Origin of the sequence: Propionicimonas sp., assembly GCF_049840635.1 — a bacterium.
Taxonomy (GTDB): domain Bacteria; phylum Actinomycetota; class Actinomycetes; order Propionibacteriales; family Propionibacteriaceae; genus Propionicimonas.
In genome coordinates this window covers 1251353-1274670 of the sequence record NZ_JASGKL010000005.1, presented here as the reverse complement: position 1 = coordinate 1274670, position 23318 = coordinate 1251353, and the positions used below count along the sequence as shown (strand labels likewise).

The 23318-nt window shown below is 69.2% G+C and carries 18 protein-coding genes; 16 read left to right on the top strand and 2 right to left on the bottom strand.

Annotation, left to right across the window (positions count from 1 at the left end; all coding sequences use genetic code 11):
• Positions 1 to 129: 129 nt before the first annotated feature.
• The 16 genes from QM779_RS11645 to QM779_RS11570 all read left to right on the top strand — a co-directional run bounded on the left by QM779_RS11645 (position 130) and on the right by QM779_RS11570 (position 21302).
• Positions 130 to 933 (top strand): hypothetical protein, encoded by an 804-nt coding sequence (locus tag QM779_RS11645; RefSeq protein WP_428535356.1) that lies wholly within the window; start codon positions 130 to 132, stop codon positions 931 to 933.
• A 38-nt stretch (positions 934 to 971) separates the two neighbouring features.
• Positions 972 to 6512, top strand: coding sequence for an RHS repeat-associated core domain-containing protein (locus QM779_RS11640; protein WP_428535354.1), 5541 nt, complete (start codon positions 972 to 974; stop codon positions 6510 to 6512).
• A 1016-nt stretch (positions 6513 to 7528) separates the two neighbouring features.
• Positions 7529 to 8314, top strand: a complete 786-nt coding sequence (locus QM779_RS11635; protein WP_428535352.1) for a hypothetical protein — start codon at positions 7529 to 7531, stop codon at positions 8312 to 8314.
• Between the two features lie 42 nt (positions 8315 to 8356).
• Positions 8357 to 9172 (top strand): hypothetical protein, encoded by an 816-nt coding sequence (locus tag QM779_RS11630; RefSeq protein ID WP_428535350.1) that lies wholly within the window; start codon positions 8357 to 8359, stop codon positions 9170 to 9172.
• Entirely contained in the window at positions 9169 to 9453 is a 285-nt protein-coding gene (locus QM779_RS11625; protein WP_428535348.1) for a hypothetical protein, read from the top strand. The genes QM779_RS11630 and QM779_RS11625 overlap by 4 nt, the downstream gene beginning before the upstream one ends.
• A 14-nt stretch (positions 9454 to 9467) precedes the next feature.
• Positions 9468 to 10295: a hypothetical protein gene (locus QM779_RS11620; RefSeq protein WP_428535346.1), complete on the top strand. Its 828-nt coding sequence runs from the start codon at positions 9468 to 9470 to the stop codon at positions 10293 to 10295.
• Positions 10296 to 10370: 75 nt separating this feature from the next.
• On the top strand, positions 10371 to 11705 hold the full coding sequence (locus QM779_RS11615; RefSeq protein WP_428535344.1) for a hypothetical protein: 1335 nt from the start codon (positions 10371 to 10373) through the stop codon (positions 11703 to 11705).
• Between the two features lie 14 nt (positions 11706 to 11719).
• Complete coding sequence (locus QM779_RS11610; protein ID WP_428535342.1) at positions 11720 to 13225, top strand: SCO6880 family protein; 1506 nt, start codon at positions 11720 to 11722, stop codon at positions 13223 to 13225.
• 574 nt (positions 13226 to 13799) lie between these two features.
• Positions 13800 to 15125, top strand: a complete 1326-nt coding sequence (locus tag QM779_RS11605) for an ATP-binding protein (protein ID WP_428535340.1) — start codon at positions 13800 to 13802, stop codon at positions 15123 to 15125.
• On the top strand, positions 15122 to 16222 hold the full coding sequence (locus QM779_RS11600) for an NlpC/P60 family protein (RefSeq protein WP_428535338.1): 1101 nt from the start codon (positions 15122 to 15124) through the stop codon (positions 16220 to 16222). Before QM779_RS11605 ends, QM779_RS11600 begins: the two co-directional genes overlap by 4 nt.
• A gap of 28 nt (positions 16223 to 16250) precedes the next feature.
• Positions 16251 to 17381: a DUF4192 domain-containing protein gene (locus QM779_RS11595; RefSeq protein WP_428535336.1), complete on the top strand. Its 1131-nt coding sequence runs from the start codon at positions 16251 to 16253 to the stop codon at positions 17379 to 17381.
• Between the two features lie 7 nt (positions 17382 to 17388).
• On the top strand, positions 17389 to 17856 hold the full coding sequence (locus tag QM779_RS11590; RefSeq protein WP_428535334.1) for a hypothetical protein: 468 nt from the start codon (positions 17389 to 17391) through the stop codon (positions 17854 to 17856).
• Positions 17853 to 18317 carry a hypothetical protein gene (locus QM779_RS11585; protein WP_428535332.1) on the top strand — a complete coding sequence of 155 codons (465 nt, stop codon included), beginning with the start codon at positions 17853 to 17855 and terminating at the stop codon, positions 18315 to 18317. Before QM779_RS11590 ends, QM779_RS11585 begins: the two co-directional genes overlap by 4 nt.
• Positions 18314 to 19750 carry a type IV secretory system conjugative DNA transfer family protein gene (locus QM779_RS11580; protein WP_428535330.1) on the top strand — a complete coding sequence of 479 codons (1437 nt, stop codon included), beginning with the start codon at positions 18314 to 18316 and terminating at the stop codon, positions 19748 to 19750. Before QM779_RS11585 ends, QM779_RS11580 begins: the two co-directional genes overlap by 4 nt.
• Before the next feature lie 35 nt (positions 19751 to 19785).
• Positions 19786 to 20250 (top strand): hypothetical protein, encoded by a 465-nt coding sequence (locus QM779_RS11575; RefSeq protein WP_428535328.1) that lies wholly within the window; start codon positions 19786 to 19788, stop codon positions 20248 to 20250.
• 104 nt (positions 20251 to 20354) lie between these two features.
• A complete protein-coding gene (locus QM779_RS11570) occupies positions 20355 to 21302 on the top strand; it encodes an alpha/beta hydrolase fold domain-containing protein (protein ID WP_428535326.1) in 948 nt (315 codons plus the stop codon).
• A gap of 279 nt (positions 21303 to 21581) precedes the next feature.
• On the opposite strand, the gene QM779_RS11565 is transcribed toward QM779_RS11570, so the two are convergent.
• Both QM779_RS11565 and QM779_RS11560 read right to left on the bottom strand, forming a co-directional pair.
• The gene (locus tag QM779_RS11565) at positions 21582 to 22460 is read right to left on the bottom strand and encodes a VanZ family protein (protein ID WP_428535324.1); all 879 of its coding nucleotides are present in this window, start codon (positions 22458 to 22460) and stop codon (positions 21582 to 21584) included.
• Between the two features lie 76 nt (positions 22461 to 22536).
• Complete coding sequence (locus QM779_RS11560; RefSeq protein ID WP_428535322.1) at positions 22537 to 23280, bottom strand: GH25 family lysozyme; 744 nt, start codon at positions 23278 to 23280, stop codon at positions 22537 to 22539.
• Positions 23281 to 23318 lie beyond the last annotated feature (38 nt).

Below are 23318 nucleotides of genomic sequence, written 5' to 3'. Positions count from 1 at the left end.
TCGCCGCCGTGGCGATGCCGGTCGTCGCTTCGCCCTTGGAGGTTGTCACCAATGCTTCGGCTCCCGTTGACTCGTGATGGCGTTGCGGTTCCTCGGTGGTTGACGTGGTTGTTGGCCGGGGTGTTGTCGGTGGCGCTGTGTTTCGGCGCTGAGGTGCCGATTGCCCGGGCGGAGACACCCGCCCCGTCGCCTTCGCCATCGGAGAGCGAGGATGCTGCGGTCAGGGCTGCCGATTCGGACGGTGATGGGGTGCCGGATCGTCCGGATGTGGTGTCGGCGGGCGTGACGGCTCGGGTGTTGGGTGTGGCGGTGGAGGATTTGTCGCAGCGCACGGAGTCGGTGCGGGTGCTGGTGAATCCGGATGGCACGTTGGAGCAGGAGGCGCATGCGGCGCCGGTGTGGGTGCGGGACGCTGATGGTGTCTGGGCGGATGTGGACTACACGTTGGTGGCGCGGCCCGAGGGCGGGTTTGTGCCGGAGGCGTCGCCGTCGTCGGTGGTGATCGATGGGGGCGGGTCGAAGGAGTTCGCCCGACTCGATCTGCCTGGTGGTGGTTCGACGGTGTGGTCGTGGCCGGAGGCGTTGCCGACACCGACGGTGGAGGGTGCGGCGGCGACCTACCAGGTGGCCGAGGGTGTGGATCTGGTGGTGATCGCTTCGGCGTTGGGTGTTTCTACCCGGGTGCGTATCAACACTCCGGAGGCGGTGGTTCCGGAGTTCACGGTGCAGGTCCGCACGGTGGGTGTGGATTTGGAGCAGACCGAGGATGGCCAGCTGTTCTTCACCGATGGTAAGGATCGGGCGGGACAGACGTCGTCGTTGAGCGCGTGGGATGGCCGGCTGGACCAGTGGGGTGACCCGCTGGAGGTGGTGCCGGTCGAGGCGAGCTGGAGGAGACGGCGTCGAAGGGGGAGCGGACTGATCAGGAGTTGACTCTGACGACTCCGAGCGAGCTGGTTGAGGATCCCGAGGTGGTGTATCCGATCACGATCGATCCGGAGTTGACGCCGTTGTCGGCGATGCAGGACACGTGGGTGCGTTCGGGTACGACATCGATTGACACGCTGTCGTACCGGTTGATCGTGGGCCGTTCGGCGTCGAGTTCGAACGACAACTATTCCTACAGCTACGTGCAGTGGCCGAACGGGGAGATCGCCGGCCGCAAGATCCTGAAGGCCAGCGTGAACCTGTTCCAGTATGTGGCCGGCTCGTGTGCGGCGCGACGGATGAACATTCATCCGCTGGTCGGGACGTGGGATGAGACGGTGACGACGTGGTCGGTGAACCGGCCCCCGCATGACACCGATACAGGCACGTCAAGCTATCTGACGAAGAACGTGGGCGGGGAGGGCTGTGCGGCGAACGGCTTCGTTGCGGCCGACCTGACGAAGATGGTGCAGGCGTGGGCTGATGGTCCCTCTGGTGGCGGGTTCACGAACTACGGGTTGATGCTGAACGTGCCCAAGGACGACCAGTACGACGTGAGCTTCGAGCGCCGGTTCTGCTCCATCAACTACGACCCGACCCACACCTCCTGCAACACCGCAGCCCGCACCCCCTACCTGACCGTCACCTACAACAGTGCCCCGCAGCAGGCAGCCGCGGTGTCGGTGGACGCGTCGCGCACGTTTGACGGCACCTTGTGGACATCGACGGCCAGCCCAACGTTGTCCACCTCCGCGACCGACGCGGAGGCATCCAAGGTCACCTACAGCTTCGAGGTCCGCACCTCCACCGACGCCCCGGACGTGACCGCCTCGTGCTCCACGGGCCAGCTGGCAGCCGGCGCGACCGGATCCTGCAAGCCGTCGACCGCCCTGTCCGATGGCCAGTCCTACGTGGTCCGGGCCCGGGCCACCGACCAGTACGGGCTGGTCGGCGAATGGTCGCAGTGGCGGACGCTGGGCGTGGACACCTCGGCCCCGTCGGTTCCGTCGATCAGCTGTGCCGGATACAGCAACAACGGCTGGGTCACGGCCCGGCTGGACTCCTCGACGACATGCACGTTCAGTGGATCGGGGGTGGCCGATTTCGAGTGGCGCCGCACCCAGACCGGGACGGTCGAGGACCAGCCGGCCGTGATCGCCAGCGGCGGGACAGCAACCACACCGGCCGTGCCGGTGCCGGAGACCGGGGTGGTGAAGATCGAGGCCCGGGCCCGCAACCGTTCCGGGATCGCGTCCGGCTGGGCCACCTACACCTTCGGGGTCGGGACCGCGGCGGTCACCCAACCGATGCGGGATGACCGGTCGACCTCCACCTTCCCGGTCCAGGCGATCGCCGCTGGTGGCGCCACCGGCGCCCGGGTCGAGTGGCGCTACGCCCCCGACGAAGAGGGCGACACCACCACCGGCTGGACCCCGGCAACCAAGCTGCAACTGAAGAGCACCGGCGCCGCCTGGACCGGCACCCTGCAATCCACCAGCCCCTTGTCGCAGACCCCGCTGTTGACCTGGACCCCGTCGAAGGAGCCTGGCATCAGCGTGCCCTCGACCGTGCAGCTACGGGTCGTATTCACCTACCCGGCCGGGGTCGAGATGCCGTCCCCGATGCAGCGGGTCGTCCTGATCCCGCACGCGTTCGGCGGCTCCTACCCCACCCAGGACGTGGCCGTCGGCACCCTGGCGCTGTTCACCGGGGAATACCGACTGTCGATGACGGACGTCTCGGTGCCCGGCACCGGCGGGAACCTCACCGTGGGTCGTACTCACGGCACCCTCACCGGCGACTTGGCAGGTCCCGCGGGGGTGTTCGGACCGGGCTGGACCGCCGACCTCGCCGGTGAAGGCGCGGGCGCTGCCGGCTATGTGGTCACCGACAACACTGCGATCGACGGCACCCTGATCCTCACCTCCCCCGATGGTGAATCTGACATCTATGCCCACTCCTCTGGCACCAAGGGCTCCCTCAGGACGGGCACGTACAAGGGGGTCGGCGAGACGGCGCTGCTGCTGAACACCCTCAAGCTAGCCACCGGTGGCGGGACGGGGATCAGCAACACCCTGGCCCTGACGGAGCTCGACGGCACGATCACCCAGTTCCAGCGCACCACCGCCGGGGTGTGGTCGACCCACAAGACCGTCGAGCCCGAGGACAACTCGACCGTCCAGTTCATCCGCGACACCAACGGCCTGGTCACCTGGATCATCGCCCCGGCACCCTCCGGAGTCACCTGCACCGCCACCACCCAGAACAAGGGCTGCCGGGCACTCAAGTTCACCTACACCACCGTCGGCGGCGGCTCCCGGCTGACCAAGGTCCAGTACGTCGCCTGGAACCCTGCGCCCGGCAGCGACGGCAAACCCTCCTCCTCCGCCGCGATGGCCACCATCGATGTGGCCGGCTACGGCTACGACAGTGCAGGCAGGCTCACCGAAACCTGGCAGCCAAACGCCTCGGGAGACACCGGCAGCGGCCGCAAGACCCTGTACGAGTACACGACGATCAACTCCAAGACGGTGGTGTCAAAGGTCACCGAACCCGGCTTGGTGCCTTGGCGGTTCGATTACGACAGCGTGGGGCGCCTCGCCAGTGTCAAACGCGCCCAGGACAGCGCCGTCGGCAGTGCGGACGCCACCTGGACCGTTGCCTACGACGTGCCGCTGTCCGGAGACGGCATGCCCGACCTCACCACGGGCGCGGTCGCGGGCTGGGGCCAGCTGGCCGCTGACGCGCCCTCGGGTGGTACCGCGGTGTTCGAACCCGACCACGTGCCGGCCGCCACCCCGATCGCCGCCGACTGGCCGTACGCAACGATCTCGTACGTCTCCCAGGCTGGACGGACCACGAACACCGCCGTGTACGGGACGGGGCAGTGGCTGATCGACTCCACCCGCTACGACGCCAACGGCAACACCACCTGGACCCTGTCCGCGGCCGGCCGCGCCCTCGCGCTCACCGAGCCGGACTCGGCCACTGCGGCGGACAAGTACGCCTCCCTGAGCGTCTACAACGACGCCGGGACCAGGGTGGAGGAGACCTACACCCCGATGCGCGAAGTCGTGCTCGAGAACGGCAACACCGTCGTGGCCCGCACCGTGACGAGCACGATCTATGACGACGAGGCCGATTCGAGCCTCATGCCCGGGCGCCCCACCACCAACGTGCCCGACGGCGGGTACCAGCTGGCCATCGAGCAACGCACCGCCGTCACCGACCGGATCCTGCCCAAAGCCGAGGGCAACACTTGGGACACCAAGAAGCTCCGCTACCGATATGACCCTGTAGTCGGCGGTGACGCGTCCGGCTGGACCCTGATGGTTCCGACCCGCACCCTCACCCAGGACGGCGACGGCTGGGCCACCACCATCAGCCGCTACGACACCTACGGCCGGATCGTCGAAACCCGTACCCCGGGCGGCACGGCCATCACGGACGGCACCGCCAACGACACCTACTCCACCAAGACCATCTACTACACAGCCGACACTTCCTCGACCGTGAGCAGCTGCAGGTCCACACCCGAATGGGACGGCAACACCTGCATCGTCAAGACCGCCGGCGACCCGTCCACCGGCTACCCGATCCCCGCCAAGACCACCACCGGCTACAACATCTACGCGGCCGTCACCCGGCTGGAAGAGACCGCCTCCACCTGGACCCGCGCCACCGTGACCGGCTATGACTACCAAGGCCGGGAGACCTCGGGAAGTACCGCGCTGACCGACCACACCACGATCAGCGGCACCACCAGCTACAACCCCACCACCGGGGCCATCGCCTCAACAACCCGGGGTGGGGTGACTGAGGCGTTCACCTACGACACGTGGGGCCGCGCCCTCACCAGCACCGACGGCACCGGGAACACCTCCACGACCAGCTACAACACCAGCGGGAACGTCGCCACCTTCAACGACGGCAAAGGCACCTACACCTACACCTACGACGGCACCGACACCACCGGCAAGACCGAGCACCGAGGCCTCACTACCAAGATCGACCTCGGCTACGCCACCGGCGACACCGACCAGGTGAGTGGCGCATACGATGCGGGCGGCAACCTGACAAGCCAGACACTTCCGGGTGACTACACACAGACCTGGACCCGGAACCTGGCCGGCCAAGCCACCGCGATGTCGTACACCCAGACGGTCAGCGGCGCCACCACGCCGATCCTCGGATTCACCCAGGCCTACGACCACCTCGGCCGCGTGATCACCGCGACCAGCCCGGGAGGTAGCCAGCAGTACACCTACGACAACCGCGCCAGGCTGGCCAAGGTTCGGGACACCGGAACCGAGGGCTGCACCACCAGGGTGTACGGCTTCACCGGCGACAGCAACCGCACCAGCCTCACCACCTACAACCCTGATGGGGATGGCGCCTGCCAAACCGACGCAGCCGCGACCACCACCAACTACAGCTACGACACCGCCGACCGGATCACCAACACCGGCTACACCTACGACCGGATGGGACGCACCACCTCCGTCCCCAAGACCCACACCAACCAGGCCGACTCCAGCGTCGCCAGCGACCTCACCATCACCTACGCCGCCAACGACATGGTCGCCACCCTGCAACAAACTGTCCCCAACAGCGAAGCCGGCACCCAGGTCCGCAAACAGGCCTTCACCCTCGACGGCTCCGACCGGATCTCAACCACCAAGGACTACACCGACACCGTCCAACTCAGCGAGACCCTCAACCACTACGACAGCAACACGGACAGCCCCGTCTGGACCCAAACCAAGACCCGGCCCGACGCCAACACGGCCTGGACCACCACCTGGAACAGATACATCTCCGACCTCACCGACGGCTTCGCCATCGACGTCGACAACACCGGCGACGCCGTCCTCCAAGTCGCCAACATCCACGGCGACCTCATCACCACCGCCACCCTCGGACAAGCTGGCATCAACAACTACACCGAAACCGACGAGTACGGTGGGGTCAAGGCCATGGCCACCACAGGGCGGTATGGCTGGCTCGGCACCCACCAACGAGACACCAACACCATTGGTGGTCTGACCCTAATGGGCGCTAGGCTCTATGCACCTGCCACAGGACGGTTTCTCTCCATCGACACGGTGACAGGGGGCAACGAGAATCGATATATCTATCCAGCAGATCCGGTCAACATGCTGGACTTGTCTGGGCTGAACATCTTGATGAAGATCTCTCGTTGGATTACGGATACCCCGGGTGGGCAGGCGCTCACCTTCGGCTGCGGTCTGCTACCGTTCGCCGGTAGCGTGTTGTGCGGGGTTGCGGTGACTGCGGCTTACGCATACCAAGGCCGATACGCCGAAGCCGCCGTGGAAGGTGTCGCCACCATCGTTGGCTTCGGGGTCGGCGCCGCTGCGTCGAGAGTCCTTAAGGGCCTGTACAGGGCCACGGTTGGGCAAGCCGCGAAGAAGGGCGCTAAGCGGTCGCTTGAGTTCCTCACGAGTTCTGTTGGCACGGCCGCGGGGAGCGCGATTAGCGGCCTCTCCAAGAAATCCAGGCAGAGGATCTACAAGAAGGTGCGTTCATGGCGAATCAACGGAGGTCCGAGATTCACGACTTAGCGCCGGTCTTGTCCATCCGGCCTTGGCTGAGCAGCCTTGTCCAAGGCGCCGTCGTCGTTGCGCTTGGGGTCTTTCCGAACCTGATTGTGCCTCCGGCTAGCTATTCGCCATTCTTGGCCGCCGCCACCCTTCTCCCGGCGATCTGCATCGCTGGGAGAGTGGCTCGATCTAGGCTCGACGTCCGAACAGATGGAACGCTCTTGGTAAAGGCCGTTTGGCGCGACTATGAGTTTCCTTGTGAGCAGATAATCGTCCAGGTCGAGTATGGTCAGACGCTATTTACTTACGTGGAGCAGCCATGCCTGGCGATATGTGCAGATGGTCGAATGCGCAGATTCTGGACACTATCGAGTACGTCTGATGATCGGGTTGAGGCGTGGCGTGAAGCGATCATTGATGCTATTCGAACCGTAACGGTGTAGCTGAGTCCCCGGACGCCCCTGGGCGGTCGGAATACCTTATGGCCAAGGCTGTGGCCACCACAGGATGGCAGGGCTGGCTCGGCACTCACCAACGCGACACTAACCCCATCGTTGGCCGGGTTGGGACTGCTGCATGAGTAGGTGACAACCGGTCTGTGGGGCCCGCGGCCTCAGATTCGAGCGTCGCCCACAGTGGGTCCTGCTGGAAGATGGTCTCCAGCGGGGCGGTGGTCACCATCCCCGCCTGCGCACCTCCCCGCTTCAGATGAGGCAGTTCTGCCGCGAGCGACCTCGGATTGAGCCCGGTCGCACACCCGTCCACACACACCACAGACACCACGACATCTCTCCCGCCTCACTGCAACGCCAACCTATCGCCGAGGCCGCAGGCCGATGGCGCTGACGCCGCCCGAGGCATAGTTGGATCCGATCGGAGGGAGGTTGGGGGAGGTTGGGGGGAGGTTCTTCTGGCTAGGGGAAACGCCCTGGGCCTGTGGATAGCGAAAGTCGTTTGCACGGGTTCTGGGGACAACTGGGGGGAGGTCGTCGTGATCGGTTGAAGTGGATTCATCACTTCAACGGAAGGACACGGCGATGAGTGTGGAGACCGCTCTGGGAGTCTCGTCCCAGACCGCCCACCAGCTCCAGACCGACCGGTGGCCGGACTGGTCGAGACAGTGCACCGCGATGGCCAAGGTCGGCTGCACGGACGTACGGGGCTGGCTGAGGCCGGCAGCCGGACCGAACGGGCAACGGGCTCTGTACGAGCTGGCCGTCCTCGCCGCAGCGGACGGTGGCGACGATGTGGACGCGGCGAAGCTGCTGTGCTGGGCGATGCTGCCGGCAGCGTGCCGGGTCGCGAACGAGCTGTCCGACCTCGACCCGGACATCGACGCGTTCGTCGCGTCCCAGCTGTGGATCGAGGTCCGCACCTTCAACTGGCGGGCCAGCAACCAGGTGGCCGGCACCCTCAGCGCGAGCTTGCGGCGCAGCCTGCTGCGCGAGTCCGGGATCGGCGCCCCCCGGCAGCCGGAGCTGGACGACGCACCGTGGCCCGTGCTGCTGGAACGGCTCGCCCGCGAGCCGGCGAACGAGCACCTGGACTCCCGCGAGGTGCTGCTGCGCGTCTTGGACTGGGGGGTCGAGTCCGGGACGATCCAACCTGCGGACCGGGCGCTGCTGCTGGACATGGTGGATGCCTCCCATGCCGATCCGAGGCGTCGCAGCCCTCGCAGAGTCCTGTTCGGCACCTCCAGCCTGCTCGGCCCCGGACTGGGCATCACGGCGCGCAGCGTTCGCCGGCGGGGCCGCCGCGCCCTGGACGCCCTCGCGGCCCATGCGAGCGAGCTCACCGAGTTTCTCGACCCGCTCGCGTCCTGATCGCCGATCTGTCTGGCCTAGGGATAGGTGAGAGGAGCCGAAATGGACGACCCCACCACGACCATCCGGACCGCGACCCGGCCGGTGCCGATCGGCGAACTGCTGGACGCCTGGCTCGCGGTGCAGGCCGGCGACTTCAGCGCCGGACACGCACCTTCCCCGCGAACCGCGACTCCCGGCGAGTTGCCGCCGTGGCTGCCGTGCCCGGGTGAGGCGCCAGTGCTGGTGGTGGGTTGCGCCGGCACGGTGGGCGCCTCAACGATCGCCCTGCTGCTCGCCGGCGCCGCGACGCGGACCCGGGTAGTGGACTGCGCCCCGATCAGCTGCTCTGGCTTGGCGGGGGCGAGCACGGCCGAACTCGGCGAGGCCGGCAACGGCTGGACGCAGGGACGTCGCGACCAGGTGCTGATCCAGCGCCGCCTCGACCACCCGGCCGCACCCGATGTGGTGCCCCGACCTCCCGACGGCAACCCCGGCGACGTCACGGTCATCGACGGCTGGTGGCCGCTACGCGACCTGCTCACCGCCGCCGGTTGGCTGGGCGACCTGGCCCGCTCCTGCCCACGCCTGGTGCTGGTCGCACACGGCTCTGTTCCCGGCACCCGCCAGCTCGAGGCTGACCTCCGCGCCGCCGGCCCGGAACGCTGCTGGGCGGTCATGACCGGGGTCTCGTCCCGGCAGCTGCCGACGCTGGTCGAGCACAGCCTGGGCCCGCTCACCCTCGGCCTGCGCGCCGCCGGACGCGTTCAGCTGCTCCGTCACGATTCCAGGCTGGCGATGTCGGGGATCACCACCAATCCGTTGCCGAGGCTGTTCGACCGGACGGCCCGCTCGCTGCTGGAAGGACTCCTGCCATGAGCCGAGTCGTGCTGATTCCGTTGAAGATCTGCCCGAAGGCCCCGCCGGGTGCCCAGGCGCTGGTGGACCAGGTGACCGGCAACGTCGCCTGGGGCGTGCTGGCGATCTTCGCGATCGCCGGGCTGGTGTGTATCGGCGCGATCGCGGCCGGGAAGCTGTTCGGCATGCACCAGGCCTCGAAGTGGGGAGTGGTCGGGCTGTGCGTGGTGGTGATCGCCGCGATCCTGTACATGATCTGGCCCGACACCCTCAACAGCCTCGTCGGCAACGGCTGCATCTGAAAGCCGACGTCGCGATGCGCACCCTGCGAACAGACAACACCGAACCCCGCCCGTGGACCCGGCAACGCCTCCAGCTGCTGGCCGCCGCCGGCTTGACGGTGGCTGTCGCCGTGGTCGCCGGCGTGGCTATCCTGATCGCGCAGTCCGTCCGGACGGACCAGATCGTTGGCGACGGCGCGTCACCTGGGGGTGGGTTCGATCCGCCGTCGCCAACCCAGCTCCGCGACCGCGTCGCCGCCGCCCCCATGGCCAGCTTGGACCCGTCGGTCGCCACCGAGCCCGACCCCGCCCTCACCCCCGCACCGCCACTCCACCTGCCCGCCGCCATCGATGGTCGCGGTCCCGCCGGCGTCCAGCTGTACGGGCACACCACCGAGGGAGCTGTCGCCCAGCTGGCAGCGATCGATGTCGCCGTCCTCGAGGCGATGGTCCTCGCCTACACCGGCGAGGTCCACACGGCCTGGGTGATGCCCGGCGGGCCCAGCCTCAAGGATTGGGACCTGGCCCAGGACGTGGCCGCGTTCCTGCGCGGCGCCAGGCAGGGCGCGGCGAAGGACGCCGCGACTACGGTCACCGTGACCCCGGCCGGCGGCCTGGTGAAGGGCACGGACGGGCCGGACTGGGTGCTGGCCTGTGTCCTGCTCGACATCCACGCCACGATCCGCGCCGACTACCGGATGGGCTGGGGCCACTGCGCCCGCATGCAGTGGGCCGACAACCGCTGGCAGATCGGCGCCGGCACCCCGCCGGCCACAGCCCCGTCCGCTTGGCCCGGCTCGAAGGCCGCCGTCGCCGCGGGCTGGTTGACCTGGGACAGCCCGGAGCAGGAGCCGGCCCGATGATCCCGCTGCCGAACCCGTTCGAGACCATGGGCTCGATCGCGGAGAAGATCGTGGTCCGACGGCTGGACCGCGTGCATGCTCGCCCTCTGGAACGCCGGCCTGTGGGTGCTGCGCCTCGTCCTGGGCTGGGTCGACTCCCTCCTCACCCCGGACCTGTCGGAGAGTGGACCGGGCGCCGATCTGTACCGGGTCACGTTCTGGCTCGCCGCCGCCCTGCTGCTCATCCTCGGCCTCGTCCAGCTCGGTATCGCCGCCGCCAAACGCGACGGGCGCGAGTTGGCCCGCGCCCTGATCGGACTGGCCCAGTTCGCTGTGGTGTGGGCGGCGTGGATCGGCTACACCGTTCTGATCGTCGCCGCCTCCTCGGGCCTGACGCGCGGCTTGATGGAGTCGTTGCTGAACGTGACCAGCTGGCGCGACTGGCAACCCTGGACACCGATCCAGGCCAAGGATGTCACCGATGCCGCCACCGCCACGGTCCTGGGCGTCCTCGGGATCCTGGTCTGGATCGCCGCGATCGCCGACATCGTGATGATGCTCACCCGGGCTGCTGCGCTGATGGTGATCGTCGCCACCACCCCGATCTCCGCGGCCGGCCTGGCTACTGAGACCACCCGGGTCTGGTTCTGGAAGTCTCTGCGCTGGTTCCACGCCGCCGCGTTCGCCCCACCGGTCACCGTGATGGTCACCGGCATCGGCATGAAGTTCGCCGCCGGGGTCGCCGCCGGCCAAGCCTCCGGGCCGCTGGCCTCCATCGCGACCGCGATCCCGGCGGTGGTGCTGATCTGCATCGCCGCGTTCGCCCCGCTCGCCCTGTTCAAACTCCTGGCCTTCGTCGACCCCGGCACGGCGTCGGGCGCCGCCATGCGCGCCGGGCTCGCCGCCACCGGCGGCCTCCAAGGACTGCTGCGCGGCAACCCGACCGCCAGCACCGACACGGCTGCGCAGGCCGACGACACCGGACGCTCCGCCGGCGAGGCTTCAGCCGAAGCTGCCACCACCAGCCGGGCCGCCTCCGGCGTCGGTACTGCCGCCGGGATCCTCGGCCCCGTCGGGGCGGCCGCCGCGGCAGGGATCGGGCTGATCGCCAAGGCAGGCACCACCGGGGCGGCGATGGTGGCCGACGGCACGAACCTGATGGGAGTCGGCCACAACAGCTACTACCCCGACCAGCCCCCCACCGGGACGGACGGCGCCCGCGCCAACCAGCTCGCCACCACCAACCCCAACCCCGGCTCCGGCAGCGGAGGAGGGACGGCCGGGCCGCCGGAAACCGGTCCCGGCTCAGGCATTGGGGCCGGCGGGCCGCAGCCCGGCACCGGAGGCACAGCCGGCACCGCTGCCGGAGCCGACGCGAGCGTCGCCGCCGACGCGAGCGTCGCCGCCGAAGCGGCCGTCGTAGCGATCTGAAAGGAGAGACCCACATGGCTGTCGTGTATGACGAGTACGCCAAGGACCGGCCCGGCTACTTCTTCGGCCTGTCCGGGCCTCAACTCGTGATCGTGGTCGCGGCCGGCGTCCCCACCGTGTGGGCGCTCAGCCACCAGCAGTGGAGCCTGCTGCTCGCCTTCGCCGCCGGCTGGGCAGCGGTCGCGCTACTCACCCTCGTCCCGGTCGCCGGACGCACCGCGATCGGCTGGGCCACCGCCAGCCTAAGACACACTCTCGGCAGGATCGCCGGCTGGACCCGGTTCCGGTCCCGCGCCGCCACCGGGACCGCCGACCAACTGGACCAGGCCGACCTGCCCGGAGTGCTCGCGGCCACCAGCATCCACGACGGCCCGCCGCACGGTGCCGACCAGCGCCGCGTCGCCATCGTCCAACACCATGCCCCGCGCACCTGGGCCGTCACCGCCGCGCTCACCCATCCCGGCCTGGCCATGACCGACCCCGCCGAACGCGCCAGCCAAGGCGCCGGCCTGACCACCCTGCTGAACGCGTGCGCCCGCAGCGAACTCGTCGACGAGGTCCAGTTCCTCATCCGGTCCGTGCCCGACGACGGAGCCGAACGCGGCCACTGGATGGGCAGCCAGCACCGAGAGGACGCCCCCGAGCTGGCCCGCTCCGTGAACGAGACGGTCGTGGCCACCCTGACCCGGGCCGCAGTCCGCACCGAAACGTTCCTCACCCTGGTCGTGCCCGAGAGGCGGCTCGCCAAGGAGGCACGCGAGTACGGCCGCGGGGTGGACGGCCGTGCCCGGGCTCTCGGCATGATCATGGCCGAGGTCGAGGGACACCTCCGCACCGGCCTGCGGATCAGCGGTGTCGAATGGCTCACCTCACCCCAGCTCGCCGCCGCCGTCCGCACCGGGTTCGCCCCCGGCGACCGGGCCAGCATCATCGACGCCCTGGCCGCCCACAACGCCTACCACCACATCAACCCGGACGTGCCCTGGGCGATGGCCGGGCCCTCGGGCGCGGACCTGGCGCCCCGGCACTACTCCCACGACGCCTGGAACAGCATCTCGGCCACCGTCAAACTGCCCGCCCGCGGTGCCGTCATCGGCGCTCTCGCGCCCGTCCTGGCACCCACCGAACCCGAGGAGCGGCGCAGCCTGCTGGTCGCGTTCCCGATCCTCGCCCAGACCGCCGCCGACCGGCAGACCGCCAGCGCCGAATGGGCCGCCGACATGGGCGAAGAACTCCGCGCCAAGGCCAGGATGAAGACCCGCGCCAAGGACCGCATCGCGCTGGCCCGGACCCGCAGCCTCGACAGCCGGCTCGCCACCGGCAACGCCCTGGTCCGTCCCTACGCCGTCGCCACCGTCACCGCCCCCAAGACCTGCCGGATCACCGAATACGGACGCCGCCTCGACGCCTCCATCCGCCACGCCGGCTTCGCGCCGCTGCGCCTCGACCTCGTCCAGGACGCCGCCTTCGCCGCCTCCACCATCCCGCTGGGAATCAGCCTGACCCAGCTGACCGGCTAGCCGAAGGAGCCACCGGTGATTGCGAATCCACTTGCCGCGAGGACGGGCCTCCCAGACGTCGGGCCCATATTCGATGGCGATCGCAGCGACCTCAAGCACCACGATCACGAGCGACAGGGCGTGCGCCCAGTCGTCCGGCAGACATCCATCAAGCCCGTCGCTCGCGCAGCCGAGCAGCCGAGCAGCCCAGTCGACATAGAAGTGGCATCTCTCGTTCCGCACGCCGCCAATGCGTGCGGCGACTCTCGTCGCCCCGGGAGTCCCCCACACCGTGCTCTTCTTCACGCAGGGGAAGGTTCACGGCACCACGGCGTTTGGACGTTTGCCCGGGCTCTTCCCTCGACCACTGACCGCCAGCGTCTGGAGCACTGAGGTGGTCCGAGCGCTGATGTCCGGTGAGCCGGGACGTGAGGTCGGGCGGTTGTTGGCGGACTTCGGCCACGAACTGCCGATCCGCCCTCCCGAAGTCCGGCCGAGCCGGGAGCCCAGACTTTTCGCGCTCGCCGCAGTCCGCGGCCCGCGCCGGAGAGGGGCCGGGTGGTCGCCGGCGCCGGTGCCGGTAGCGGTATGGCGGATGACCGCCGACCAGGCGCCGGTGCTGTGGCCGCTGATCACGTCCCCTGCGCTGCCGCCGCGCGGCGCCCAGATGGGCCTGGAGCTGTTCTCGCGCTGTTCCTTCTTCGCCGACCCGAACGGGTGGGTGCTGGACCCCGACATTCCCGTTTCGAACCCGAACGTGTTCTGTTTCGGCAAGCCCGGCATGGGCAAGTCGGCCACGGTCAAGGCGTTCTGCCTGCGAATGATGGGCTTCGGATACCGGACCCTGGTCCTGGGGGACCCGAAGGACGAGTACGAGATCCTGTGCCGCACCCTCGGCGTCGAACCCATCGCAGTCGGCCAGGGCCTGCCCACCCGGATCAACCCTCTCGACTTCGGTCCGCTAGGCCGACACTGGGATCGGCTGGACGCGACCGAAGCCCGCCGCCGGGCCACGGTGGTGTTCTCCCGCTGGCTGACACTGCTGCGCGGTCTAGTCGGTTCCCAGAAGGTCGGCGACCGGCCGGTGCCGTTCGGGCCGAGCGAGGAGACCGTCCTGGACGCCGCCCTGCAACTGCTGACCGGCTACACCGACGGCAACACCCGGCTCACGGAGACGACCGTGCCGCTGCTGTGGCGGCTCCTCGACAACCCGCCGGAGCGGCTCGTGGAAGAGTGCCGGTTCGCGTCCGTGCGCCAATTCCTCGACGACACCCGGCTGCTGCGCGACAGTCTCGGCAAGCTCGTCCACGGCAGCCTCCGCGGCCTGTTCGACGACCGCACCACCATCGACCTCGACTGGACGGCACCAATCCAGTCGCTGTCACTGTCCCGCCTCGAGGCGCTCGGCGACGAAGCGGTCGGCATGGCCCTGATGTGCCTCAACTCGTGGGGCCGGGCGATGCGCGAGGTCGCTGAGCCCGGCGACCTCCGCGTGGTCGTCCGCGACGAATCGTGGAAGCAGCTGCGTCTGGGCACCGAAGCCGTGAAGAGCTTCGACGCCGACCTGCGCCTGTCCCGACGCGACGGCGACATCCAGTTCGCGATCGCCCATAAACCCTCCGACCTGCTCTCTGCCGGGGACACCACCTCCCAAGCAGCGGCGATCGCCAAAGACCTTCTTCACTTGGCCGACACCAAGATCCTCCACGGCCAGGACCAGAAGGTCGCCGACGAGCTGCAAAGCCTGCTCGGGCTGCCCCCGGCCGCCACCGACTTGGTCACCGACTGGTGCCGCCAAACCCCGGGCCGGGCCCTGTGGGTGCTCGGAGACCGGATCCACAAGGTGGTCACCTACCTCACCCCGGCGGAACGTGAACTCACCTTCACCAACCAGGCCCTCCTCGGAGCCCGGGAACCATGAAGCTCCTCGCCCTGCTGCTCGGCCCGGCACTCGCTCTGACGTTGGGCGTGCCGCTCGGCGCGGCCGCGATCGCCACCACCGTCGTCGCCCCCGCGGTCGCCGAACAGATCCGGATCGACCCGTGCAGCGCCTACCCCGACCAGACCAACATCGACATCACCGGTGGGGAGGAGGCCGGGGTCGGGTTCGCCCTGCCGAAGTGGGGCAGCCCGAGGTTCCAGTCGCTGCACAGCCCCGCCCAGACCATTCCGGCACGCATCAAGGCCCTCTACGTCGCTGCGGCGAACCGGTACCGGATCCCGTGGCAGCTGCTGGCCGGGATCGGGATGGCCGAAACCCGCCACGGCCGCAACAACCACACGAGCTCCGCGGGCGCCCAAGGGCTGATGCAGTTCATGCGGGGAACCTTCGCCGCGTACGGGGTCGACGGCAACCACGACGGCCGCCGGGACATCCACAACGACGCGGACAGCATCTACTCCGCAGCGAACTACCTCACCAGGTCGGGCGTCACCCGCGGCGCGACAGGTGTTGTCCGGGCCCTGTGGGCCTACAACCACTCCGTCTCCTATCGCAACGATGTCCTCTTCTACGCCTGGTCCTACGCCGGGAAGGCCGGCCAGATCGTGGTGGCCGGCGACCAGGAGGACTGCGGCGACGGGTTGGGGGACGGCAACCCCAGCCTGCCGCCACTCACCTCCGGGCGGGTCGCGAAGATGTTTGCGTGGGCAGCCCGGCAGCGCGGCAAGCCGTACGTGTGGGGCGGGACGGGGCCGCGCGGCTACGACTGCTCGGGGTTCGTGGGTGCGGCGTTCCGCCAGATCGGGATCCGGATGCCGCGCACCGCCGAATCGATCCGGCTGTGGGCCCACAAGAACGGCTACCGGATCCGCCCGTCCCAGGCGCGTCCCGGGGACCTGGTGTTCACCAACACCTGGCGCGGACCGAACAAGGCCGGCCACATCATGCTCGTCTACAACCCCGCCACCCACACCAGCTGGGAAGCCCGCGGCGCCGGCGTACGGATCTACCACTACACCGACTTCGCCGGCCACCACCTCTACGAGTTCTGGCGCATCGGCAACCTCACCGACTGACCCCTATCCGAACCGAGGAGATACACCCATGGCCCAAGCCCAGCCGCCGCGACTGCGGATCACCGAACCCGGAGAAGCCGCCCAGATCATTCCGTACCTGGTCGGGTTCACACCGGAAGAGTCCCTGGTCGCCACCATCTTCCAGAACGGACGCGTCCAACTGACCGCCCGCGTCGACCTCGCCGACATCCAGCCCACCGGCGTCGTGGAGGGCCTGCTCGACCGGATGCTCGACCGCTTCCCCAACTCTGGCGTGTTCGCCGTCGCCTACACCGCCGACCACCAGGCCGGCTGGAACCTCCTGGCCCGCTGCGACGAGTGGCTGTCCGACGGCTGCCAGTCGATGCTCGTCGACGCCGACCACTGGCACACCCCCGACGGCAACACCGGCCCCGTCGACCTGTACGGGACGGTCGCCGCCCAGGCCACCTACTACGGGCTGCAACGCCTCGGCAGCCGCGCCGACCTCGCCGCCCGCTTCGACAGCGCCCCCGACAGCGACCAACTCGACCGGCAGGTCGACACCGCAATCGCCGGCCTGCCCGAGCCCGGCCAGACCGACAAGATCCTCACCCTCACCCGCACCCTGATCGAACGCAACCTGCCCCCCGACGCCGACGCGGACGCGGACGCGCACCGCGCCGACCACTCCCCGGCACTCGACCCACGCGAGGCGATCCAGCTGGCCGTGCTGGTCCAGCACCCGGCGGCCCGGGACCTGGCCCTGCTGTCGATCGACCGCGACAACGCGACCCGCCACCTGCAGCTGTGGCAGGCCGTGATCAACGCCAGCCCCTCCCAAGGAGCCGACATGCCGCTGTACCTGGCCGGGATGGCCGCCTGGGTCAGCGGGGACGGAGCCAGCGCCACCATCGCCGCAGATCGGGTCCGCGAGGCCGACACCGGGCAGGACCCGGCCCACCCCGTCCAGTTCCTCGAAGGGCTCATCGACCAGGTCGTGTCGCCCTCCATGTGGCCGCCACTGCGCGACACCATCCTGTTCAGCACCGACCAGGCCGTCCGCAGCGAACTCGACCGGCCCGCCGACGCCCCCGCCCCGCACCCCACCCCGGCCGGCTGGCCGCCCACGCCGAAGGCCAGCGGACGAACCCCCGAGCACGGGACGCGCAAACCGCCCTCGCCCGGCATCACGATCTGAGGCGGCCGTGCTCCAGACCAGCCGCCGCCGCGACCCCTACCCGTTCACCTGGGAGATCCCGGTCGCTATCCTCCTCGCCGCGCTGCTTCTGTTCGGCGCCGGGGTTCAGCTCGGCCGCAGCCTCGCCTACCGGTGGGCCGGGGCCGGCTGGGTCTGGCCGACCGGCCGAGCATGGGCAACCAGCATCCCCGCCATCCTCGCCGGCGATCCCGGCGCCGGACTCCACCCGGCACCCGCCGCAGCCATCCCCTCCGGTGCGGTGCTGAGCTGGGTTCTCGCCACCGAAGCGATCCTCGCCCTCGCCGCGACCCTGGCAGCCGTCATCGCACTGCGGCACTGGGGGCCGGGACGGATGCGGGGCATGGCCAGCCCGGCCGAAGCCGCGACCACCCTCGGACTCCGAAGGCTCCGCGCCCACCGCGCCGTCATCCGGCCCGACCTCCACCCGGGCAGAGCAGCACGGAGAGTCCGATGACGATCGAGAGCCAGGAGACCGGCGGTTCGATCGCCGCACTGATCGCGACCATCGGCACGGCACTGACGTTCACCGGCACCGTCACCCACGCCAGCTACCTGGCCGGCTACCAGCGCGGAACCCTGAACCGCAGACTCGTGGTCGAAGACCACGGCGTCACCGTCAAGACCATCGTCGGCACCGGCTGGGCCAACCAGCTGTCCGAAGGAGACACCCTCACCCTCCGCGGGCCGATCAAAGGCTACGAGATCGAACCCCGAGGACTCGTCATCGTCCTCCACCGCACCCGCCCCATCCGCACCACCTCGTCCGCCGACCATCCCGGCACAGCCGAAACCAGATCCGGCTGGCCGCCCGCGGCGCACGGCGGGGCACGCCAACGATTCCGATCCCGACACGACCCGCTGCTGCGCCCCACCAAGACCACCGCCACCAAGAGGCCACCGACAGGACAGCCATGACCAGAACCGACCCCCGCCAGCTCGGCTGGCCCATCGGCACCGCCGCCGAACCCCGCGCCGGACAGCTGTGGTGCCCCTGGGACCGCACCTGCGGCGTCATCGGACCCCAGGGCTCCGGCAAGACCCTCGACCTGCTCACCCCAGCGTTGCTAGCAGCGCCCGGGGCCGCCCTGGTCACCCTCACCAAGACCGACGACCTACTCCTCACCATCACCGCCCGCGCCGCACACGGGCCGTGCGTCGTCCTCGACCCCTTCGGCCAAGCCGACGGCCTCCCCGAGCTGGTATGGGACCCGATCGCAGGCTGCATCAACCCGCTCACCGCCGAACGGCGAGCCAAGGCGTTCACCAACGGCACCATCCGCAGCTCCACCAGTGCCGGCTCCGGCGATGCCGCCGCCCGCTTCTACGCCGCCGAAGCCGCCAAGGTCGTCGCCGGCTACCTGCACGCCGCCGCGCTGGCCGGACACCGGCTCGACCGGGTACTTCGCTGGGTCGCCAACCCCCTCGGCACCGCAGAACCCGCCGACATCCTGCGCGAACACCCCCACGCCGCCCCCCACTGGGCAGGCCTCCTCCAAGGAGCCCTCCAAGGCGACGAACGCACCGCCGCCAACACCATCACCACCGTCCAGCAGGCCATGGAACTGTTCTTCCAGCCCGCCATCCGCACCCGCTGCGTCCCCGACGACGACCGCCCCGCCACCGACATCGCCCGCATCATCACGGCCGGCGGCACGTTCTACCTGCTCGGACGCGAAGACCCCTACGCCTCCGCGTCCCCGCTGATGACCGCGCTCACCGAACACATCCTCGACACCGCACTGAAGCTCGCCAACGACAGCCCGTGGGGACGCCTGTGCCCACCCCTGCTCGCCTGCCTCGACGAACTGCCGTCCACCGCGCCCCTGCCCACCCTGCGCACCCGGATGGCGAACGAACGGGCGCTGGGGATCTCGATCATCTACGCCGCCCAGACCTGGCGGCAGCTCGCCGCCCTGTTCGGCGACACCGAAGCCCGAGCCATCTTCGGCCTCACCAACATCCTCGCCCTGTTCGGCGGCAGCAAAGACGTCGGCTTCAACAAGGAAGTCAGCGACCTCGTCGGCACCACCCGCGTCGCCCGCACAAGCTGGCACCTCGGCGGACGCGGCGGTGGCACCGCCAGCGGCGAAGACATGGTCATCCTCCGCCCAGAAGAAGTCCGGCAACTCCCCGAACGGCACGCCCTGATCGTCGCCGAGAACACCAGACCGATCATCGCCAGACTCCACCGCTGCATCGACGGCAAGCCCGGGCAGGCCCTCCTCGCCCAACAAGCCGACACCCGGCAACGACTCACCGCACGGCGGACCCTGCAACCCTCGGACGAAGCCCGCGCCATCGCCGCGATCGCCGCAGCCCGCAACCGGGCGCTCCTGGACGAACCATGAACGGGACGCCCGAGCCGTCAGTGTGGCCCTTCCCGATGCCCAGCGAGAGAGTCCGCGAGGCCGTCTGGAACGTCGTCATCGCCGAAGAAGGCACCGAAGAGGAGAAGGACCGACTCGGACCCGCCGAAGACCTGCCCCGGCCCTGGGACATCGCTAGCTGCACCGACGCCGCACTCCGGACGGACGTCTGGGAGTGGTACGGAGCCTTCGTCGCCTGGTTCAACCACGAATACGTCTGGGACCCCGCCGCCGGCATGATCCCCCCATGCTGGCGCCGACACCCCCACCTCATCCACGAGATCGGCGTCCTCGCCGACCAACGCCGAACCATCGCCACCGCCACCAACAGCAACAGCCTCGAAGAATGGCACCGGCTCATCGTCCCCGACTTCCTCCAACGAATGCAGGACCGGATCAAGCAACACTGCGACGACCAACACCAACTCTGGCCCGCACGAGCCCGCTACGCACGCCACGACCCGGGGCCCAACGCCACCTGAGCTAACTACACGTCGACGAGCTGGGACGGCGTCCGGAGCGCCGCTTCAAGCCGGGCGGGGCGTTCAGGCAGAGAATCTGCTCGAGCTCCTGCCAGGATGGTGACGTGAGATCCGCCGACACCAGTCACGAGGAGTTCCCCCACTCGACGTCGACAGCCGTCGGCATGAAACTGGTCGAGGCGACCCGTGGTCTACTGAACGTCTATGTGCACCTGAACGTGCCTTATGTCGTGAGGAGTGGGCGCACCCTTCATGTGCAGATCATCCAGCCGAGCCGGGACGCGACCTTCGCCGCACCAGCCGATGTCTTCGCCGACCGGTTTCCGTGCGTGGTGTTCGTGCAGGGCTCCGGGTGGGGCGAACAGGCGCTAGGGGCCTCAATGGCGTTCTGGTGCCGGTTCGCCGAGCGCGGCTATACGGTCGCAATCGTGGAGTACCGCCCGTCCAGCGTGGCTCCCTTCCCTGCCCAGGTGCAGGACGCGAAGACCGCGGTCCGCTGGCTCCGTAGCCAAGCGGACTCCTACAGCATTGACCCTGACCGGATCGTGATGGCCGGAGACTCCTCCGGCGGCCACACCGCCCTCATGGTCCACGCTACGCAGGATCTTGACCAGTTCGATGACGAACCCGGCCAGCCGCTCGGCATCATGGCGTTCATCGACTTCTACGGGCCGACCGATCTTGCCAGGCTCAACGACGAACCCACGACGATGGATCACACCAGTCCGGAGAGCCCCGAGGGCCGGTTGCTGGGCGGCGTCTCGCCCTCACGAGTACCCGATCTGGTGCGGGAGGCGGGCCCTTCGAGCTGGATCGACGCCAGTCGGAGGCTAGCACCACTGCTGATCATCCACGGCTCGAAGGATCGGCTGATCCCGTTCGCGCAGAGCGTGTACCACTATCAAGCACTGCGGGACGCCGGGCAGGCTGCCGAGCTTGTCCAGATCCGCGACGCCGACCATGGCATCTGGCCAGCGATCTTCAACCAGAGCACCGCCGATATCCTGCACGACTTCATCCAGCGGGCACACCGCTTGACGAGCGCGCCGTGACCGACGTTCGCGAGCACCCGCGAGTACCGCGTGCTCGCCACGGACGGTTGGCTGTTGGGCCGGTGGGCCGTCAACAGCCGCCTCGTGGAGGTCGTCCGCATCCCCGAGCCTGCGGAGAGCGCCTGCTCCTTGAGACAGCGGGCCGGGCGGTGCGGGAGTACGGCGAATGGGTCACCTGGCGCCAGTCCATCCCGGTCGTCCCCCTCGAGGTGCAACTGGCCACGAGGATTGTCGTCAGCAGCACTCACCGCGGACGCTCGGAGCCGGGTTGTCTGGGTTTCAGGGGTGGAAGTTGGTGGTGCAGTCCTGGCCGGACTCCTGGAGGGTGGCGTAGCTGGTGGGGGTCCATTCGGCGATGACGCAGCGGCTGGTGAAGTAGCGGGTCCAGGTGAAGCGTTCGCGGGCGATCTGGTCGGTGCGGTAGGCCACGGCGGTCAGCGGCCCGTTCCTGGTGGAGAAGTCGAGCAGCTTCTGACCCCAGGTGGTGTCGCGGTGGGCCTGGTAGTCGGCCAGGGTGGTGCCGGCGAACAGGGCGTCGAGCTGGGCGGTGGCCGCGGCCTGTTTGCTGCTCGCGGCCCAGGCGGGGTAGCCGAGCAGGATCGCTCCCGCGGCCAGGATCGTCACGGCGAGCCTGACCACGCGGCCCGTCCCGACCCGGCGGTGTGCGGTCAGGTCGGCGATGGCCAGAATGATCGCGCCGGCGATGGCGCCGAGGGCGGCGCCGGCGGTGTTGGCGAGCAGGTCGACGGCGTCGTTGGCTCCGACCCCGATCAAGGGCTGGATGACCTCGATCGCCAGCGACCCGGCCGCTGCGGCCAGGGTAGCCCGGACAGGTGCCCGCCACAGCAGGGTGGCCAGCACCGCCGGTGGTACGAACAGGGCGATGTTGAGCGCGACATCGGTACCGAAGGTGCCGGGGGCGAGCTTGTCGAGGTGCCAGTCGGTCAAGCAGACCGGGCACCCACCCTGTGGCGTTTCGCGCCACAGAGTGGCCAGGAGAACCACACCCAGGCTGGCGCAGAATGCGAAGAACCCGACCCGCCTCCACCCGGCGTAGCGTTCCCGACGCAGCCAGTTCAGCACGGCAGCCGCACCGAGGACGGCCACGAGCCCGAGCAGCATGCGCGGCGCGAGGAAGACACCCAGGTAGTTGCTCACCGCCTCTGGCCTGCTCTCACGACATCGATCGTGCCAGCCGGTGTCGGCTGGTCGTGGAGGCGTGCCGGGGCCGTGGTCATCGCCGGTACGCCTCCCAGTCGGTGCGGCTGCCGGCGTACACGTTCAGGTCGATGAACTGTTCCTCGCCGCGGTAGCCGTCCAGGCGGTAGCGGTCGCTGAACTGCCAGAACGTCCACGCCCGGCCGTCGGCCAGGGCCGGTTCGCGCCACACGTCGCGGATCCACACCTCAACGCCGGGGAAGGCTCCGGCGAGGTAGCGGTTGTACACCTCGCCGGTGGTGTACACGATCGCCCCGGCCGGATAGTGGGCGTCGAGACGGCCCAGCAGTACGGCCAGTTCGCGGCGGGCGTCGGCGACCGGCGGGGGGCTGGTCCAGAAGTCGCCGTAGAACTCGACGTCGACCGCGACCGGCAGCTGGCCGGGCTGGACGGGGACGGTGGCGATCACGTTGTCGGCCTGGCTGTCGCCGGGGCTCTCGAAGCTGAAGAAGTGGTAGGCGCCGGTCCGCAGCCCGGCCGCGGACGCCCCCGCCAGGTTCGTGGCGAACGCCGGATCGGTGTGGCTGCTGCCCTCGGTCGCCTTGATGAATGCGAACTCGACCCCCTGGCCGGCGAGCACCGGCCAGTCGATGCTGCCCTGGTAACGCGACACATCCACACCCCACACCGGGAACCGGTCACGCGACGGGTTGTTCGCGTGGACCAGGCCCGTCCACGACGCCAGCAGGACAGCTACCAGAAGTGCAGCCGCGCTTACCGCGACGCACCGGGCCGCCCGGCGCCGCTCCTGCTCCACCATGTCCAGATTCTCGTTACCCGATCGAGGTCGGGCCATCG

Excerpts from the sequence above, each read along its gene's own strand:
- QM779_RS11635 (WP_428535352.1), top strand. The coding sequence starts at position 7,529 with ATGAGTGTGGAGACCGCTCTGGGAGTCTCGTCCCAGACCGCCCACCAG.
- QM779_RS11630 (WP_428535350.1), top strand. The coding sequence starts at position 8,357 with ATGGACGACCCCACCACGACCATCCGGACCGCGACCCGGCCGGTGCCG.
- QM779_RS11625 (WP_428535348.1), top strand. The coding sequence starts at position 9,169 with ATGAGCCGAGTCGTGCTGATTCCGTTGAAGATCTGCCCGAAGGCCCCG.
- QM779_RS11620 (WP_428535346.1), top strand. The coding sequence starts at position 9,468 with ATGCGCACCCTGCGAACAGACAACACCGAACCCCGCCCGTGGACCCGG.
- QM779_RS11615 (WP_428535344.1), top strand. The coding sequence starts at position 10,371 with ATGCTCGCCCTCTGGAACGCCGGCCTGTGGGTGCTGCGCCTCGTCCTG.
- QM779_RS11610 (WP_428535342.1), top strand. The coding sequence starts at position 11,720 with ATGGCTGTCGTGTATGACGAGTACGCCAAGGACCGGCCCGGCTACTTC.
- QM779_RS11605 (WP_428535340.1), top strand. The coding sequence starts at position 13,800 with ATGACCGCCGACCAGGCGCCGGTGCTGTGGCCGCTGATCACGTCCCCT.
- QM779_RS11600 (WP_428535338.1), top strand. The coding sequence starts at position 15,122 with ATGAAGCTCCTCGCCCTGCTGCTCGGCCCGGCACTCGCTCTGACGTTG.
- QM779_RS11595 (WP_428535336.1), top strand. The coding sequence starts at position 16,251 with ATGGCCCAAGCCCAGCCGCCGCGACTGCGGATCACCGAACCCGGAGAA.
- QM779_RS11585 (WP_428535332.1), top strand. The coding sequence starts at position 17,853 with ATGACGATCGAGAGCCAGGAGACCGGCGGTTCGATCGCCGCACTGATC.
- QM779_RS11580 (WP_428535330.1), top strand. The coding sequence starts at position 18,314 with ATGACCAGAACCGACCCCCGCCAGCTCGGCTGGCCCATCGGCACCGCC.
- QM779_RS11575 (WP_428535328.1), top strand. The coding sequence starts at position 19,786 with ATGCCCAGCGAGAGAGTCCGCGAGGCCGTCTGGAACGTCGTCATCGCC.
- QM779_RS11560 (WP_428535322.1), bottom strand. The coding sequence starts at position 23,280 with ATGGTGGAGCAGGAGCGGCGCCGGGCGGCCCGGTGCGTCGCGGTAAGC.